Raw genomic sequence first — 16,915 nt, 5'->3', positions numbered from 1 at the left:
TATGACTCCACTACGAGCAAATAATAATATGGTTACAATAGCAGAACGGCTAAATAACGCCTACGATCGCATCACAAAAGCAGAACAAAATAATCAGATTTCTGATCCTATTCAGCTCCTAGCTGTATCTAAAACGAAACCCATTGAACTAATCCAGCAAGCTTATGATGCAGGGCAGCGCTTATTTGGTGAGTCTTATGTTCAAGAAGCCGTCGACAAAGTAATACATTTCAAACACTATCGAGACATTGAGTGGCACTTTATCGGGCCCATTCAATCAAACAAATCTCGGCATATTGCTGAGCACTTCAGTTGGGTGCAAAGTGTTGACAGGATAAAGATTGCTAGGCGCTTAAGTGAACAGCGTCCAACTAACTTAAAGCCATTAAATATATTAATACAGGTAAACATCAGCGGTGATGAGAAAAAATCAGGCTGCATGTTAGAAGAGCTGGCTGAACTCGCTGAATTTATAGAGAGTTCAAAGCAGCTAACTTTAAGAGGTTTGATGACTATCACCGCTCAAACCGATGACGAAACCCTGCAACTACAATATTTTCAGCAAATGAAAGATTGCTTTGATAAACTAAAGACCCAATATCCTAATATCGATACACTTTCTATGGGTATGAGTGGTGACTTAGAACTAGCCATCGCAGCTGGTGCCAATATGGTAAGAATTGGTACTGATATTTTTGGAAAAAGACAATAAAGGCCAAACACAGAATATGTCTAACAAAACAATTGCATTTATCGGCACAGGAAACATGAGCTATGCCATCATTGGCGGTATGCTAAAAAATGGATTCAATGCCCAAAATATTATTGCAACTAATCGCAATCAAGAAAAACTCGAAAAAGTTGCAAGCGACTTCGCAGTGCAAACAACCAGTGATAACTTAGACGCCATTGCGCGTGCTGACGTTGTGGTGCTTTCGGTAAAACCGCAGATGATGGAAGCATTGTGTGACTCTTTCAAATCAGCAAATCTTGATTTACGCGATAAAGTAATCATTTCTGTTGCAGCGGGTATTACTATTTCACGTTTAAAAGACATGCTGCAATGTGACACCAAACTCGTTCGCTGTATGCCAAATACCCCATCACTGGTCGGCCTCGGTGTATCCGGGCTCTTTAGTCAGGATATTGATGATCAGGAAAAAGCACTTGTTGACACGATTTTTAGCGCCACCGGTATCACTACTTGGCTCAAAGAAGAAAGTCAGATCAATGATATCATTGCTGTGACTGGCTCTTCTCCTGCCTATTTTTTCCTGTTTATGCAGGCGATTGAGGAAAAAGCCCGCCAGTTAGGATTTGATGAGCAACAAGCGAGACAACTGGTACAACAAACTGCACTTGGCGCTGCGCAAATGGCGGTCGCACAGCCTGATGTGAGTCTCGAGCAGTTGCGTGCAAACGTTACTTCTAAAGGCGGTACCACTCATGCAGCCATTGAGTCAATGAAAGCCAATCAACTTCCTCAAACCGTGGCAAACGCGATGGATGCTTGTATAGCCCGTGCTGAAGAAATGGAAACACAAATTTAAGGACCCTCTACATGAGTGCAATGCATTTTTTAATTGAAACCGTTTTTAACTTGTTTTTGATGGTCGTGCTACTGCGTTTTTGGATGCAGTGGGCACGCGTCGACTTTTACAACCCAGTCAGTCAAGCGGTGGTGAAAGCAACTTCATTTGCAGTAAACCCTCTACGTAAAATTATCCCTGGCTTTGCAGGCATTGATGTGGCTTCTTTGGTCCTTGCATTTATCGTCGCAGGTGCCAAGCTGTCTGTATTAATGTTGGTATTCAGTGGTTATTGGGACCCAGCAACAGCGGCGCTTGGTGGATTGCTCACCTTACTAAAAGAAGCATTTAGTTTGGTTTTTTGGATTTTGATTATCCGCGCCCTTTTAAGTTGGGTAGTACAAGGGTATAACCCTGCAGCCGCAGTATTTGAGCAATTAACAGAACCACTATTACGCCCAGTAAGAAAAATCATTCCTCCTCTGGGTGGACTAGACTTATCTATCATGGTGGTGCTATTTGGCATGATGTTCTTACAACGTTTGGTCATGGATTTTATGCATTAAGCATATGTGAGTGAGGTACTATGCGAGTATATCTTTTAGCAGTTTTACTTTTAGTGATTTCCTTTACTGGCCATACTCAAGGCACAGAGTCTGGGGGCCAGTTCAAGAAGTTAGGTAATTGGGAAGTGCATTACATTGCCTTTCCATCCACCTTTATCCAACCCAGCGTCGCCAAAGCATATGGTGTTGTGCGCAATGAAAATAAAGCGTTAATCAACATTTCTGTTCTAGCCACAGATAAAGCAAAAACGGCACAACAGGTGCAAATTTCTGGATTTGCTAAGAACTTATTGGGAAATAAAAAACCGCTTACCTTTAAGCAGGTCGTCGACGGTGACGCTATTTATTACCTCACTCAACTTGATTATTACAATGAAGATGTTTATCGCTTTGAGCTCAATATTCAACAAGGCAATGAACATCAAACCTTAAAGTTTCAACAAAAGTTCTACGTAGATTAAAAAATATGACAAAACAAATCGTGCTGGCCACAGGCAACCAAGGCAAAGTAAAAGAACTCGGCAGTATGCTTGAGTCTCTGCAAATAGAAGTATTACCTCAAAGTCAGTTTGAGGTGTCAGATGTGGCAGAAACCGGCACTACTTTTGTGGAAAATGCCATCATTAAAGCCCGCCATGCAGCCAAAGAAACCGGGCTGCCAGCCATCGCTGATGACTCAGGTTTAGAGGTTGACGCACTTAATGGCGCACCAGGTGTGTATTCAGCTCGTTTTGCTGGAGTCGGCGCAAGCGACCAGCAAAACATTGATAAATTACTCGACGCAATGGCAAGTAATGACAATCGCACTGCTCGATTCTGGTGCGTATTGGTATATATGCACCATGCTGAAGATCCAACGCCCGTGATCTGCCAAGCGAGCTGGGAAGGCACGATCGCCAATTTGCAGCATGGTGACGGTGGTTTTGGTTATGATCCTGTATTTTGGGTCGAAAGTTTACAAAAAATGGCCGCAGAGCTAACAAAGGAAGAAAAGAACGCCATCAGCCATAGAGGGAAAGCACTGCAACAATTAATGACCCACTTTAAGAGTACCCTGTGAATCTCCCTCCATTAAGTTTATATGTGCACGTGCCTTGGTGCGTGCAAAAATGCCCATATTGTGATTTCAATAGCCACAGCCAAAAAGGCACTATCCCTGAGCAAGAATATATTGGTCACCTTCTTGATGACCTCAAAGCAGATTTACATCTTGTGCAAGGTAGAAAATTGCACAGTATCTTTGTTGGTGGCGGTACACCTAGCTTACTTTCTGGTGATGCATATGTGTACTTGCTAGAACAAATCGAAGCATTGATTGGCTTTGAAGATGATATTGAAATTACGTTAGAAGCCAATCCAGGCACCGTTGAAAGCGATCGTTTCAAACACTATGTACAAGCCGGTATTAACCGTATCTCGATCGGCGTGCAAAGCTTGCAAAGTGATAAACTCAAAGCGCTAGGGCGCATTCATGGCGAGCAAGAAGCCTTAAATGCAGCAGCAGAGGCACACGACGCTGGTTTAAATAGTTTTAATATGGATTTGATGCACGGTCTACCAAATCAGACTATTGACGATGCATTAAGTGATTTGCGACGAGTCATTGAATTAAATCCACCACATATCTCTTGGTATCAACTCACCATTGAGCCTAATACCCAGTTTGCGTCTAGACCTCCCAAATTACCTGAGGATGAAACCCTTTGGGCGATACAAGAAGCTGGTCAAACTTTATTGGCAGAGCATGGCTATCAGCAATACGAAATATCCGGCTATGCCAAACCCAATTATCGTTGCAAACACAACTTGAATTACTGGCGCTTTGGTGACTATCTAGGAATTGGCTGCGGCGCACACGGTAAAATTACGCTACCAGAGCAAAATGAGATTTTACGTACTGTCAAAGTTAAGCATCCAAGGGGCTATATGGATCTCACTAAGCCTTACTTATATGACAGCTGGCATGTCGCACCAGAAGATAAGCCCTTTGAGTTTTTTATGAATACTTTCCGCCTATTAGAGCCAACACCCAAGTCTAATTTTACGGCGTACACAGGGCTGCAAGAAGCTGAAATAGAACAACAATTGAACCACGCAATTCGCTTGGGGTTATTAGAAATGCAGGCTGATTCATGGTTTGTAACAAATAAAGGTCACAGGTACTTAAATGACCTGTTAGAATTGTTTGTCTAAATTTAGGTGACATGTAGTACGGACATTACGTAGCTATAAAGTTTGCATTAACGCTTATTGTAGCTGTCGCTCGCCGCTTAACATATAATGGCCTACACTGAGGTTTATCTTCAGTTAGGCTAATGATGTCTACAAGATTTAAAAAGAAAAAAGGGTAAAACATGCGTAAACTTACCATCATCGCTGCTGCAATATCAGCAACGTTACTGGCAGGCTGTCAGCAAACAGCTGAGCAACCAAAACCAGTTACTCCTGTGCAACAAGTTGTTCAAAGTGAAGTAGAAAAAGCAAATGCGTTATTTGAAGAGTCATTTAATCGCAGTGTAATGCGTAGTCCTATCTACCAAACCTACCTAGGTATTAAAAAAGACTATGATAAATGGGATGACGGCTCTGAAGCACGTCAACTAGAAGATCTAGAGCTAACGAAACAAGACCTTGCTGCTATTAATGCCATCGACAGAAGTAAGTTAGACCTGCAAACTCAAGTAAGCTATGACCTATTTAAACAAGGTTTAGAAGAAGAAATCGAAGACTTTAAATGGCGTCGTTACTCTTACCCTGTAAATCAAATGTTTGGCACTCACTCGATGATCCCTGCATTTTTGATTAACCAACACCAGATCTCTGATGTGAAAGATGCGAAAGCTTATATTGCGCGTTTAAATGGTGTACCGAATGTATTCGATCAACTCATTGAAGATTTAGGCAAACGCGCTGATGCAGGTATTATTGCACCTAAGTTTGTATTTCCTCATGTTATCGATTCAAGCAAAAACATCATCAAAGGCGCGCCATTCGCAGCAGGTGATGACTCTACATTGTTAGCTGATTTCAAAAGAAAAGTCGCAAAATTAGAGATTGCTCAAAGTGAAAAAGACGCGTTAATTACACAAGCAAACAACGCTTTGACCTCTGCCGTCAAACCAGCTTATAGCAAACTGATCAGCTATTTACACAAGCTTGAAAAGCGTGCAGATGATAGAGATGGCGTATGGAAGTTCCCTGAAGGTGAGAAGTTCTTCAACGTGGCATTGGAGCGTACTACCACAACGAAACTTTCTGCTGCTGAGATCCATAAAATTGGTTTAGAAGAAGTCGCTCGTATCCATGACGAAATGCGTGAAATCAAAGAAAAGGTTGGTTTCAAAGGTGACCTTAAAGCATTTATGGAGTTTATGAGAACAGATAAGCAATTCTATCTGCCGAATACTGAAGAAGGTAAAGCAAAATACCTTGCCGATGCTACAGCAATGATCGATAACATGAAGTCTCGCCTTGATGAACTTTTCATTGTAAAACCAAAAGCAGACATGATTGTTAAGCGTGTAGAGGCATTCCGTGAAAAAGCGGCAGGTAAAGCGTTTTATCAGCAACCTACACCTGATGGCTCTCGCCCAGGCATTTACTACGCAAACCTGTATGATATGGAAGCGATGCCAACATACCAAATGGAAGCTTTGGCTTACCACGAAGGTGTACCTGGTCACCACATGCAGATTGCAATAGCTCAAGAACTTGAGAACATGCCTAAGTTCCGTAAGTTTGGTCGCTATACTGCGTACACTGAAGGCTGGGGACTTTACTCTGAGCTAGTACCAAAAGAAATGGGCTTATATGAAGACCCATATTCAGATTTTGGCCGTCTAGCGATGGAACTATGGCGTGCATGTCGTTTAGTTGTTGATACTGGTATCCACGCAATGAAGTGGACGCGCCAAGAAGGTATTGATTACTATGTAAACAACACGCCAAATGCCAAGTCTGATGCCGTTAAAATGGTTGAAAGGCATATTGTTATGCCAAGCCAAGCAACAGCATACAAAATCGGTATGATCAAAATTGTTGAACTGCGTGAAGCCGCGAAAAAAGAACTGGGTGATAAGTTCGATATCCGAGAATTCCACGATGTTGTACTTAAAAATGGACCAGTTCCACTTAACGTACTTGAGCAATTCGTTGATCAGTGGGTTGCGAGCAAAAAAGGCTAATCACCCGCTAATCGAAAAGGCGAATTAGCTAAAATAATATGCAAACAAGCCCCGCCATGCGCGGGGCTTTGTATTTTCACTTCCCCGCCAAGTTTTTGTGTCACTAAGTTATAAATAATGCTTAGACCTAACCCAATACCACCTTGATTTCTTTGTGTTGTTATAAATGGTTCAAAAATAATCGGCAATAACTCTTTATCTATGCCTTTACCATCATCTTTAATATAGAGGTGTATATAATCGTTCACGACCAAAGCAGAAATAACAATGTTAAGTAATTGACCCTCTCTTTTTGCATGCTGAATACAGTTACTGAGACTGTAGGTAAAAACCTGAACAAATACATTCGGGTAACTTTTGAGCATTAACTGCTCTGGAATTTCTATCTCCATATGATAATCAGGCGTGCTTAACTCATGCTGATAACAATCAAGTACGCCACTCACAAGGGCCTTAAGATTGAACTCTTGTATCTCATCATATTCTTGCTGTACCGACACTTTTTTAAAATCATCGATCAGCGAGGCTGTCCGCAGTAAATTGTTTTCTAATAGAGACAGTGCAGACTCGGCCTCTGCTATCAAGTTCGTTAATGCATGCTTTTGCAGCTGTCCTGATTCCAAGTCCTTTTTAAGTACTTCAACTTGCTCTTTCAGGTGAGATTGGCTAGTAATTGCCACACCCAACGGCGTATTAAGTTCATGGGCAAAACCGCTGACCATATTGCCTAAACTGGCCATTTTCGCCTCTTCAATCAATCTTTGTTGAGCAGCACTGAGACGTTCTAGCAACGTTTCTATAAATGCCAGTAGACTATCCAAATGATGGGCTATTTGAGCAATTTCGTCTTCTCCCTCAATATTAACGCGGATCGAAAAGTCCTCATGCTGTGCAACGTTTTTGAGTACACGGCTGATAGAAATAATATGGTCAGAAATGCGGGTATTAAGAATATACAACAACAGCAGGCTAAAACAGCTGATCAGGACAATGATCACAAGACACGTGAGGATTAAGTTTTGCTTCTCAGTCAGGTCTTCATTAAACAGTTGTTTTGATACAACTTCGAAGTGGCTTCTGATTGAGAGCTTTAACTGATGCAATTCAGCTCTTACGCCTTGGCTGTGATCTAGCCCTTGCTGCTGTAACACACTAATATAAGTCTTAAACCCTTGTTGATACTGATTTAGTATAGACATCAAGTCCTGCGACTTGTCGGGAAACTGGGTAGTAATAAGCTGCTCTGTTCGAGCTAGTAGATCTTGATGTATCAATAAATAATTAGGATCTAGTCGCAACAAAAAATCCTTTTCTCGACGCCGTAACTCCAACAAAAGTATTTCCAATTGCGGATATGATGTTTGCTTGGCAATATCTTGCAGCGCATGTGCTTGACGCCTAAAATTGCCATAAACACCTTCTTCTTTATCATACCCCAGCAGAGCTTGCATTGAAGCCAGCTGTTCATATTTAAGTGTAAAACGCTTCACCTCTTCATCTAGCTTAAACAGCAGGTCAAGGTCTCGTTGCTGGGCAACTAACATACTGAGCAGCACACTATAACTTTCTCGGTAAGAGAATCTATCATCCTCAATGGAAGCGAGGCTATCTCTTTGACGCTCGATAAGAAATCGTTCTTCTTGGTCTAATAAACGCTGGATTTGTGTTTGTAATTGAAACAAATGATCATTTAACAGCCTTGTTTGTTGTAATTGAACGTAGAGAAACCAACTTGCAATAATGATCACAATGGCTGATCCTACTGCTGCTGTTTTGAAAAGTAAAAGTGACTGCCTTAACTGCACAAACTGCCTCATACTGAATTTTGCCCCAACTAAAGTTTAGTCGAAGAAAATTATTATGGTATTTATTAAACTTTTCTGCGAAAGAGAGCATTTCAAAGTCAGAATATCTTTTTATGAACTATTTTATGCCAACAATTGACATCATTGTTTTTGACTTCTGCCTGCGAGAAATAAAATGGAAATTTTCATAGCCCTATTCGTATTATTAATACTCATAGTACCTGCTGTCATATATACAACTTATGTCCAAATGTCTACGCGGAATAAAGTACGCCTTGCTGATTCTATTATTTACATGATTAAACACGATGAACCTGTCAAAATCGATATGGAAATTTTAGAAGGCCTTAAACTTTCCCCAAAAGAAAAAAGTTATCTGCTAAGTGTTTATAAGGCACCAATCAAGCTACAAGAGTAATTTTAAGTCTAAACTTTAAAACTGCAGGAAGCTGTTTTTATACTGGGTATGAAGATAAAAAAGTGAAGTGTAAATTTCTGAGATACAAATAAAAAAGCCTCAGAAAACTCTGAGGCTATAAAAAGTGGTACCAGTGGGCGGACTTGAACCGCCACGCCCGAAGGCAACGGATTTTGAATCCGTCATGTCTACCAATTCCATCACACTGGCATCATTTTTCTTTAATCTTCTAGCTTTGAGAAGATAAAGAAAAACCACTTTGAGCTTAGGCTTTTTTTATTTGCCCTCGTCTCTATGCCCTGCATTATACAAATATGTGACAGCCCCGCAAGCAATTTTTTTAATAAATATGTTCAAGTGCTTTGTATTTGACCAAAATCATAAAATATCGAGGTTTTATCTATAAGTGTCTATATTAAGTGTAAAATATCGCGATACGATTTTAGATAGGTTTTTAAATGTCAACTTTTCCTCGTGCTGGGTTTAATAGAAGAGTGGCATCGTTAATATATGATGCGCTCGTTGTTATCGCTTTTGCAATGCTCACAACCGTGGTTTTTTTGGGCCTAGTTCAAGGCATGCTATCTCTAGGGTGGTACTCATTGGAAGGACATGAAGATGTGTCAGCCCTTATTCAAACAACACCCACTTTATATTACAGCCGTTCAATATTGCTTGTTATTGTGTCAGTCTCTTTTTTTTCGTATTTCTGGACAAAAAGCGGTCAAACAATTGGTATGAGAGCTTGGCGACTGAAAGTGCAAAACCCTGATGGTAAATTGCTAACCTGGCCTCAAGCTATATTAAGGAGCCTAACAGCTTTATTAGGCTTGGGAAACGTACTTGTGCTCATTGATATAAAGCACAAGCGTGCACTGCAAGACTTACTAAGCGGGACTGAAGTACTCGTGCTCAGTAAAGAAGAAAACAAAAGAGTCTACGATAGCTTAGATTGATACATGAAAAAGGCGCCATTGGCGCCTTTCTATTGTCTTCGCTGTAAAAAATACATTGCCACGAGTGTAAAAATAATGCTCGGCATGACTGCGCCAACAAACGGCGAAATTTGATACACCATGACAATTGGGCCAAATACTTCATTACTCAAATGGAAGATCAAGCCAGTTACCACGCCCATAATAATTCTTGCCCCCATACTCACTGAACGTAATGGTCCAAAAATAAATGACAAGGCAACCAACAACATCACCGCAATCGTGACTGGTTGCATCACTTTTCGCCATAACGCCAGTTCGTAATTACTGGTATCTTGTTCGTTTTGCTCAAGGTATTTTAAGTACGATAATAAGCCTGTAAATGACAAAGACTCGGGCTCAAATGAAGCAACTCCTAGCCTATCAATCGTAAGCTGAGAACCATAAAGCTTTGTTTGCGCATAGTAGGTGCTAACTTGTTCGTCACTAATTTGCACTTCTTCTACCGCTTTGAGCATCCATCCTTGTTCAGAGGTGACTGCAGACTGTGCTCTGGTTATTTTTTCTAAGTTTAAGTCATCAGAAAAGTGATAAATATTGATATTGGTCAGTTCACCTGACTTCTCAACATTGGCTATATTGATAAAGTTATTTCCGTCTTTTGCCCATAGTCCCTTCTGTGCATCGTAGACTTCACCACCATAAATTGCCTGATTTCTTAACTGTTTAGCGGTACGCTCGGCTTCCGGTGCTCCCCACTCTCCTAGAGCCATCATACATATTGCTAATATGATCGCGGTTTTCATCACCGACCCAATAATTTGTAGGCGTGACATACCCGCAGCTTGCATCACCACTAACTCACTGCTTGAGGCCAACGCCCCCAGCCCCGTCAAACCGCCTATCAGCGCAGCCATAGGGAAAAACACCACGATGTCACTTGGCACACTATACAGAGTGAATAATAGTGCATCAGACACTTCATAAGTACCTCGACCGACTGAGCGAAGCTGCTCGATGAACTTAATAAGTGTATTTATGCCGACAAATACTAATAATGCGAAGCTCGTAGTTTGCAAAATACTTCGACCTAAATACCAATCAAGCATTTTCATCATGCGACAGCCTCCCTTTTTCTCAACATAGATCTAAGCCATACTCCAAAAGGTCTGCCTTTGACGATGAGATAAGTCCCGATGAATAAAATTGATAAATGGATCCACCACAATCCCACTGAAGGCGGGATCTTGCCCTCAGCCACCAAATATTTACCAGCATTGAGTAAAATAAAGTACCCCAAATAAATGCCAATTGCAGGTACCAGCTTAGCAAACTTGCCTTGGCGCGGATTTACAACACTGAGCGGCACCGCTAATAAGGTTAAAAGCAAAATAGAAATAGGTGTAGCAATACGCAACTGAAATTGTGCAATTGCTTCTGGTGTATTAAGCTCCAGCAAACGACTAGAAGGGAGGTCTTCTAGTTCACGTCTTCGGCGTTCAATTTCTTGCTCTTGGATCTGAACCTGATAACTGCCAAATTCAGTCTTGTTTAATGCTTGACTAAATCCATCCGTTTCATAGCGCTTGCCATCTTTCAAGATAAGTTGTTGCTCTCCAGATTCCCCTTCAGCAACTTCCCCTTGTTGTGCATAGACAATTCGAGCTGCGTTGTTAGACTCTTTTTCTGGCAACTGAGCTACAAAAACTTTATTTAAAACAGAGCCCTGCTCGCTGGTATTGTGAATAAACACCACTGCTTTTTCATTGCCAGTTTGCTGAAAACGTCCCGCTCGCAACTGTGTTAGACCAGACTCTGCATTAGCTTGTTCACGTAATTGGTTTTGTTTTTCACCCGCCCATGGCGCCACGTACAAACTCACCGTCGCGGCAATTAATGCAACAAAGAAACTCGAAATAAGCGTAACGCGAACAACATACCACTCGCTCACACCGCACGCCTTTAACACCGTCATCTCACTGTCTGCGTATATCCGGCTATACGCCAGTATAATGCCCAAAAACACACTCAATGGCAGAATATATACAGCTAATTTAGGTAAATTAAGCGCTAAAAACGACAATACGAGTTTTCCTGGAATTCCTCCGCCTGAGGCTTCGGCTAAAATTTTGACAAATTTTTGAGAGAGAAAAATCGTCATTAGAGTAAGGAAAACGGCGACCTGCGATTTTAAAACTTCTGCAGTCAAATATCGAAAAATTAGCAATGTTCGCCCCTATAAAACGTCTCATTTCACTGGAATAGTAGGAAATTTTGAGTAAACTGGTTATTTTAGTCACTTTATTATATGCCATCAAAATCAAATATCCTACTAGTGCAGCTGCACTAAAGTAACTTAGTTAACTTGATGTGGTTTGGCATTTAAAGTTTGAAATGGCATAACTTAGACTTAGGAGTCGCAATGGAATTCAGCGTTAAAAGTGGTAGTCCAGAAAAGCAACGCAGTGCTTGTATTGTTGTTGGGGTGTATGAACCACGACGTTTATCGCCAGTTGGTGAGCAGCTGGATAAAATCAGCGAAGGCTATATTTCCAATTTATTGCGCCGTGGTGACCTAGAGGGTAAACCAGGGCAAGTACTGTTATTACATCATGTACCCAATGTATTAAGTGAACGTGTTTTATTAGTTGGTTGTGGTAAAGAGCGCGAGCTTGATGATAAACAGTACAAACAGATTATCTCAAAAACCATTAATACCTTAAATGAAACAGGTTCAATGGAAGCGGTTTGCTTCTTGACTGAGCAACATGTTAAAGGTCGTGATACTTACTGGAAAGTGAGACAAGCAGTTGAGACCACACAAGACTGCCTGTATACATTCAATCAGCTGAAAAGCAAAAAAAGTGAAGCGCGACGCCCGCTACGTAAAATTGTCTTTAATGTGCCAACTCGCCGAGAGCTAACCATTGGTGAAAACGCCATTGAACACGGTTTAGCCATCGCTGCAGGTGCAAAGCTATGTAAAGACGTTGCCAATATGCCGCCAAATATTTGTAACCCACGTTACCTTGGCGAGCAAGCTGAGCTGTTAGCTAAAGAGTTCGATAACGTCACAGTTAACCTCGTCGGTGAAAAGGAAATGGAAGAGCTAGGTATGCATTCGTACCTCGCAGTTGGACGTGGCAGTGAGAATGAATCTGTCATGTCTGTGATCCATTACAACGGCGCATCAGAAAAACAAGCACCAGTTGTATTTGTCGGTAAAGGTCTAACGTTCGACTCAGGCGGTATTTCACTTAAACCAGGCGAAGGCATGGATGAGATGAAATACGATATGGGCGGTGCCGCTGGTGTGCTTGGTTTAATGCGTGCGGTGGTAGAAATGCAGCTGCCACTGAATGTCATTGGCGTTTTAGCTGGCTGCGAAAACATGCCAAGTAGCCGTGCATACCGCCCAGGCGACATATTAACAACCATGTCAGGCCAAACTGTTGAAGTACTGAATACCGATGCAGAAGGTCGATTAGTATTGTGTGATGCTTTAACCTATGTTGAAGCGTTTGAACCTGAAACGGTTGTGGATGTTGCGACCTTAACAGGTGCCTGTATTATCGCGCTTGGCCACCATGCTTCAGGTTTACTATCAAACCACAACCCGCTTGCACACGACTTGCTTAAAGCGTCTGAACAAAGTGGCGACAGAGCTTGGCAACTGCCACTGTGGGATGATTATCAAGAACAGCTAAAAAGCCCGTTTGCAGATTTCACTAACTTAGGTGGACGTCCAGCAGGCACTATTACTGCTGCTTGCTTCCTATCTAAATTTACCAAGAAATACAATTGGGCACATATCGATGTTGCGGGCACAGCTTGGAAAAGTGGCGCAAATAAAGGTGCAACAGGCCGTCCAGTGCCAATGCTAATGCAATACTTGCTAAATCGTGCAAACATCACGGATGGTTTACAAGATTAAACTTTTTGAGTAAATACTCACGAGATCTTTGGGTAAGGTTAAATAACTCGCCCTAAGGTCGTCTGTAGATTGATGAGAGCCGTATTCTGTGTCAGAATGCGGCTTTATTTTGAACGCTGGACAGGCACAAAGTATTTTTACTTTGTACGCTATATTCAGTACCGAAGATAAGTCACATGCCATGTCAATCAACGCACAATTTTTAGTGTTAAAGCATGACCAAGAGCCTAGTCGTCAAGTTCCGGCTCATTTTGATCTTGCAGCGCGAAGTGCTGCTAAACTGTACCGTGCTGGGCAACGTGTTTTTATATACGTGGATACGGTAGAAAAAGCCCATGCAATTGATGAACATTTGTGGCAGTTCGATGCTGACAGTTTTGTACCGCATAATCTACAAGGAGAAGGCCCAAAAGGTGGCGCTCCTGTGGAAATTGGCCAAATGCCCCCAGTTGGGCGACGTACAATTCTGATAAACCTTGCCACACATATCCCGGATTTTGTCCGACGATTTGAGCAAGTATATGACTTTGTCCCAGTCGAGCCAATGGCCAAACAGGCTGCCCGGGAAAGGTTCAAACAACTGCGCGCTATAGGCGCCAATATTTCAACGAAAGAAATTGATAACTAAAGTATTTTTTAAGGTTCTGTGTAATGGATAAAACCTATAATCCACAAGATATTGAACAGTCTTTATACCAAGACTGGGAAGAAAAAGGCTACTTTAAGCCTTCTGGACAAGGCGACGCATACTCAATCATGATCCCGCCGCCGAATGTCACAGGTAGCCTGCACATGGGCCACGCATTCCAAGACACCATAATGGACACCCTGACCCGCTATCAGCGTATGAAAGGTAAAAATACTTTATGGCAGGTGGGTACAGACCACGCTGGTATCGCAACTCAAATGGTTGTTGAGCGTAAACTTGCAGCTGAAGAAGGTAAAACAAGACATGATCTTGGTCGTGAAGAGTTCATTGACCGCATCTGGAAATGGAAAAATGAATCAGGCGGTACGATCACAAAGCAGCTTAGACGTCTTGGCGCATCTGTAGATTGGGACCGTGAACGCTTTACAATGGATGAAGGTCTATCTGAGGCTGTTAAAGAAGTATTTGTTCGCCTATATAAAGAAGACTTAATTTACCGTGGTAAACGCCTAGTAAACTGGGATCCAAAGTTACACACTGCAATTTCAGATCTTGAAGTAGAAAACAAAGACAAGCAAGGCCACATGTGGAACCTGCGCTATCCACTTGCTGATGGCGTTAAGACCAAAGACGGTAAAGACTATATCATCGTTGCGACAACGCGCCCTGAAACTATGCTGGGTGATACAGGCGTAGCAGTAAACCCAGATGATGAGCGCTATCAAGATCTTATCGGTAAAGAAATTTTACTTCCTATTGTTAATCGTCGTATCCCTATCGTTGCCGATGAGCATGCAGATATGGAAAAAGGAACAGGTTGTGTAAAAATCACGCCAGCGCACGACTTTAACGATAATGAAGTTGGTAAACGCCACCAGCTTCCAATGATCAACGTATTCAACAAAGATGCCGCAGTACTGACGCAAGGTGAAAGCTACACCTTTGATGGTAAAGAGCTTACTTTAGATGCGCCAATTCCTGAGCGCTTCCATGGTTTAGACCGCTTCGATGCAAGAAAATTGATCATCGAAGAATTTGAACAGGCAGGTCTATTAGAGAAAATTGACGACCACAGCTTAACCGTGCCATATGGCGACCGTTCAGGTGTTGTCATTGAACCGTTATTGACTGATCAATGGTATGTACGTGTAGCGCCTCTTGCTGAACCTGCAATCAAAGCGGTTGAAGACGGTGACATTCAATTTGTACCAAAGCAATACGAAAACATGTACTTCTCTTGGATGCGCGACATTCAAGATTGGTGTATTTCACGCCAACTTTGGTGGGGTCATAGAATTCCAGCTTGGTACGATGCTGACGGTAATGTATACGTAGGTCGTGATGAAGCCGAAGTACGTAAAGAAAATAATCTAGCTGATGATGTTGTGCTATCACAAGATGATGACGTGCTTGATACGTGGTTCTCTTCTGCACTTTGGACTTTCTCTACTCAGGGTTGGCCAGAAAACACCGAAGATTTAAAAGTATTCCACCCATCAGATGTACTTGTTACAGGCTTTGACATCATTTTCTTCTGGGTCGCTCGTATGATCATGATGACAATGCACTTTGTGAAGAATGATGATGGCACCCCACAGGTGCCGTTTAAAACAGTATACGTTACAGGTCTTATCCGCGATGAAAATGGTGATAAGATGTCAAAGTCTAAGGGTAACGTACTAGATCCGCTTGATATGATTGACGGTATCGATCTTGAAAGCCTAGTAACTAAGCGTACTGGCAATATGATGCAACCTCAATTAGCAAAAAAGATTGAGAAAAATACGCGTAAAACTTTCGCTGACGGTATCGAAGCGCATGGTACAGATGCACTGAGATTTACCCTTGCAGCAATGGCTTCAACTGGTCGTGATATCAACTGGGATATGAACCGATTAGAGGGCTACCGTAACTTCTGTAATAAACTATGGAATGCAAGTCGTTATGTTCTGATGAACACAGAAGAACAAGATTGCGGTTTCAACGATGCGCCTAAGCAATACTCATTGGCAGATCGCTGGATCTTGGGTCAGTTCCAAAATACTGTTCAAACATTTACAGAGCATTTGGATAACTACCGCTTCGACCTTGCGTCAAATACGCTTTATGAGTTCACATGGAACCAATTCTGTGACTGGTATCTAGAGCTAACTAAACCGGTACTATTCAAAGGCAATGAAGAGCAGCAACGAGGCACCCGTCATACGCTGATCACGGTATTAGAAGGTTTATTACGCCTAATGCACCCGCTAATGCCATACATTACAGAGACGATCTGGAAGCGTGTAGCGCCATTAGCAGGCCTTGAAGCAAATACGATTATGCTACAAGCCTTCCCTGAGTTTGATGAGTCACAAGTTGACGCACAGGCAATGGAAGATCTTGAGTGGGTTAAGCAGTTTATTCTTGCGATTCGTAACATTCGTGGTGAAATGGATATTAGCCCGAATAAGCCACTTAACGTACTACTGGCAAATGTCAGCGAGCAAGACCAACGCCGCCTAGACGAGAACCAAGCGTTTTTAAGCTCATTGGCTAAGCTAGAAGCATTTACAGTTCTTGCGAATAAAGACGATGCGCCTGCATCAGCAACTGCATTTATCGGCGATTTAGAAATCATGATCCCGATGGCAGGTCTGATTGATGTCGAAGCAGAGCTTGCTCGTATTGCAAAACAACTTGAAAAAGCAGAAAAAGGCCTTGCGCAAGTAGAGAAGAAGCTAGCAAACGAGAAGTTTGTTAACAACGCTCCAGAGGCTGTGCTTGCAAAAGAAAAAGCGAAGCTTGCTGAATTCAGTGATGCAAAAGCTAAGTTGCTTGAACAAAAGTCTAAGATTGAGTCGCTTTAATTAATAAGCGACTTCATAAAAGCAAAAACCACGCTTAATAGCGTGG

The 16,915-nt window shown here is 42.0% G+C and carries 14 protein-coding genes and 1 tRNA gene; 11 read left to right on the top strand and 4 right to left on the bottom strand.

Annotation, left to right across the window (positions count from 1 at the left end):
• Nucleotide 1: 1 nt before the first annotated feature.
• The 7 genes from AC2CZC_RS11140 to AC2CZC_RS11110 all read left to right on the top strand — a co-directional run bounded on the left by AC2CZC_RS11140 (nucleotide 2) and on the right by AC2CZC_RS11110 (nucleotide 6,279).
• Nucleotides 2–712, top strand: a complete 711-nt coding sequence (locus tag AC2CZC_RS11140) for a YggS family pyridoxal phosphate-dependent enzyme (protein ID WP_484581834.1) — start codon at nucleotides 2–4, stop codon at nucleotides 710–712.
• Nucleotides 713–728: 16 nt separating this feature from the next.
• Entirely contained in the window at nucleotides 729–1,550 is an 822-nt protein-coding gene (gene proC / locus AC2CZC_RS11135; RefSeq protein WP_484581833.1) for a pyrroline-5-carboxylate reductase, read from the top strand.
• An 11-nt stretch (nucleotides 1,551–1,561) separates the two neighbouring features.
• A complete protein-coding gene (locus AC2CZC_RS11130) occupies nucleotides 1,562–2,095 on the top strand; it encodes a YggT family protein (protein WP_063360765.1) in 534 nt (177 codons plus the stop codon).
• A 20-nt stretch (nucleotides 2,096–2,115) separates the two neighbouring features.
• Nucleotides 2,116–2,556 carry a DUF4426 domain-containing protein gene (locus AC2CZC_RS11125; protein ID WP_484581832.1) on the top strand — a complete coding sequence of 147 codons (441 nt, stop codon included), beginning with the start codon at nucleotides 2,116–2,118 and terminating at the stop codon, nucleotides 2,554–2,556.
• Between the two features lie 5 nt (nucleotides 2,557–2,561).
• On the top strand, nucleotides 2,562–3,155 hold the full coding sequence (locus AC2CZC_RS11120; RefSeq protein WP_484581831.1) for an XTP/dITP diphosphatase: 594 nt from the start codon (nucleotides 2,562–2,564) through the stop codon (nucleotides 3,153–3,155).
• Nucleotides 3,152–4,288, top strand: coding sequence for a radical SAM family heme chaperone HemW (gene hemW, locus AC2CZC_RS11115; protein WP_484581830.1), 1,137 nt, complete (start codon nucleotides 3,152–3,154; stop codon nucleotides 4,286–4,288). The genes AC2CZC_RS11120 and hemW overlap by 4 nt, the downstream gene beginning before the upstream one ends.
• A gap of 161 nt (nucleotides 4,289–4,449) precedes the next feature.
• A complete protein-coding gene (locus tag AC2CZC_RS11110) occupies nucleotides 4,450–6,279 on the top strand; it encodes a DUF885 domain-containing protein (RefSeq protein WP_484581829.1) in 1,830 nt (609 codons plus the stop codon).
• Here AC2CZC_RS11110 and AC2CZC_RS11105 read toward each other — a convergent pair.
• Together AC2CZC_RS11105 and AC2CZC_RS11100 are read right to left on the bottom strand one after the other, a co-directional pair.
• Nucleotides 6,276–8,096: a sensor histidine kinase gene (locus AC2CZC_RS11105; protein WP_484581828.1), complete on the bottom strand. Its 1,821-nt coding sequence runs from the start codon at nucleotides 8,094–8,096 to the stop codon at nucleotides 6,276–6,278. The two genes, AC2CZC_RS11110 and AC2CZC_RS11105, sit on opposite strands and share 4 nt — an antisense overlap.
• Nucleotides 8,097–8,627: 531 nt before the next feature.
• A tRNA-Leu gene (locus AC2CZC_RS11100) sits at nucleotides 8,628–8,712 on the bottom strand.
• A 248-nt stretch (nucleotides 8,713–8,960) separates the two neighbouring features.
• Between AC2CZC_RS11100 and AC2CZC_RS11095 the strand changes: the two genes are divergently transcribed.
• Nucleotides 8,961–9,458, top strand: coding sequence for an RDD family protein (locus AC2CZC_RS11095; protein ID WP_484581827.1), 498 nt, complete (start codon nucleotides 8,961–8,963; stop codon nucleotides 9,456–9,458).
• 29 nt (nucleotides 9,459–9,487) lie between these two features.
• Here the strand turns inward: AC2CZC_RS11095 and lptG are convergent, their stop codons facing one another.
• Nucleotides 9,488–10,555, bottom strand: coding sequence for an LPS export ABC transporter permease LptG (gene lptG / locus AC2CZC_RS11090; protein ID WP_484581826.1), 1,068 nt, complete (start codon nucleotides 10,553–10,555; stop codon nucleotides 9,488–9,490).
• The gene (lptF, locus tag AC2CZC_RS11085; protein WP_063360773.1) at nucleotides 10,552–11,664 is read right to left on the bottom strand and encodes an LPS export ABC transporter permease LptF; all 1,113 of its coding nucleotides are present in this window, start codon (nucleotides 11,662–11,664) and stop codon (nucleotides 10,552–10,554) included. Before lptF ends, lptG begins: the two co-directional genes overlap by 4 nt.
• Nucleotides 11,665–11,859: 195 nt before the next feature.
• Here lptF and pepA point away from each other — a divergent pair, with 195 nt between their 5' ends.
• From pepA to AC2CZC_RS11070, 3 genes are all read left to right on the top strand, one after another.
• Entirely contained in the window at nucleotides 11,860–13,371 is a 1,512-nt protein-coding gene (gene pepA / locus AC2CZC_RS11080; protein WP_063360774.1) for a leucyl aminopeptidase, read from the top strand.
• A 181-nt stretch (nucleotides 13,372–13,552) separates the two neighbouring features.
• Nucleotides 13,553–13,999 (top strand): DNA polymerase III subunit chi, encoded by a 447-nt coding sequence (locus AC2CZC_RS11075; RefSeq protein WP_484584879.1) that lies wholly within the window; start codon nucleotides 13,553–13,555, stop codon nucleotides 13,997–13,999.
• A 23-nt stretch (nucleotides 14,000–14,022) separates the two neighbouring features.
• Nucleotides 14,023–16,869, top strand: coding sequence for a valine--tRNA ligase (locus AC2CZC_RS11070; protein ID WP_484581825.1), 2,847 nt, complete (start codon nucleotides 14,023–14,025; stop codon nucleotides 16,867–16,869).
• The last annotated feature ends 46 nt before the right edge of the window (nucleotides 16,870–16,915 follow it).

The sequence above is a fragment of the Pseudoalteromonas sp. MMG033 genome, from assembly GCF_057197785.1.
Note: the sequence above shows the minus strand (reverse complement) of the source record. Positions and strands in the feature narration are given on the sequence as shown.

Excerpts from the sequence above, each read along its gene's own strand:
- lptG (WP_484581826.1), bottom strand. The coding sequence starts at position 10,555 with ATGATGAAAATGCTTGATTGGTATTTAGGTCGAAGTATTTTGCAAACT.
- AC2CZC_RS11120 (WP_484581831.1), top strand. The coding sequence starts at position 2,562 with ATGACAAAACAAATCGTGCTGGCCACAGGCAACCAAGGCAAAGTAAAA.
- AC2CZC_RS11110 (WP_484581829.1), top strand. The coding sequence starts at position 4,450 with ATGCGTAAACTTACCATCATCGCTGCTGCAATATCAGCAACGTTACTG.
- AC2CZC_RS11095 (WP_484581827.1), top strand. The coding sequence starts at position 8,961 with ATGTCAACTTTTCCTCGTGCTGGGTTTAATAGAAGAGTGGCATCGTTA.
- pepA (WP_063360774.1), top strand. The coding sequence starts at position 11,860 with ATGGAATTCAGCGTTAAAAGTGGTAGTCCAGAAAAGCAACGCAGTGCT.
- AC2CZC_RS11105 (WP_484581828.1), bottom strand. The coding sequence starts at position 8,096 with ATGAGGCAGTTTGTGCAGTTAAGGCAGTCACTTTTACTTTTCAAAACA.
- AC2CZC_RS11125 (WP_484581832.1), top strand. The coding sequence starts at position 2,116 with ATGCGAGTATATCTTTTAGCAGTTTTACTTTTAGTGATTTCCTTTACT.
- proC (WP_484581833.1), top strand. The coding sequence starts at position 729 with ATGTCTAACAAAACAATTGCATTTATCGGCACAGGAAACATGAGCTAT.
- AC2CZC_RS11075 (WP_484584879.1), top strand. The coding sequence starts at position 13,553 with ATGTCAATCAACGCACAATTTTTAGTGTTAAAGCATGACCAAGAGCCT.
- AC2CZC_RS11130 (WP_063360765.1), top strand. The coding sequence starts at position 1,562 with ATGAGTGCAATGCATTTTTTAATTGAAACCGTTTTTAACTTGTTTTTG.
- AC2CZC_RS11140 (WP_484581834.1), top strand. The coding sequence starts at position 2 with ATGACTCCACTACGAGCAAATAATAATATGGTTACAATAGCAGAACGG.
- AC2CZC_RS11070 (WP_484581825.1), top strand. The coding sequence starts at position 14,023 with ATGGATAAAACCTATAATCCACAAGATATTGAACAGTCTTTATACCAA.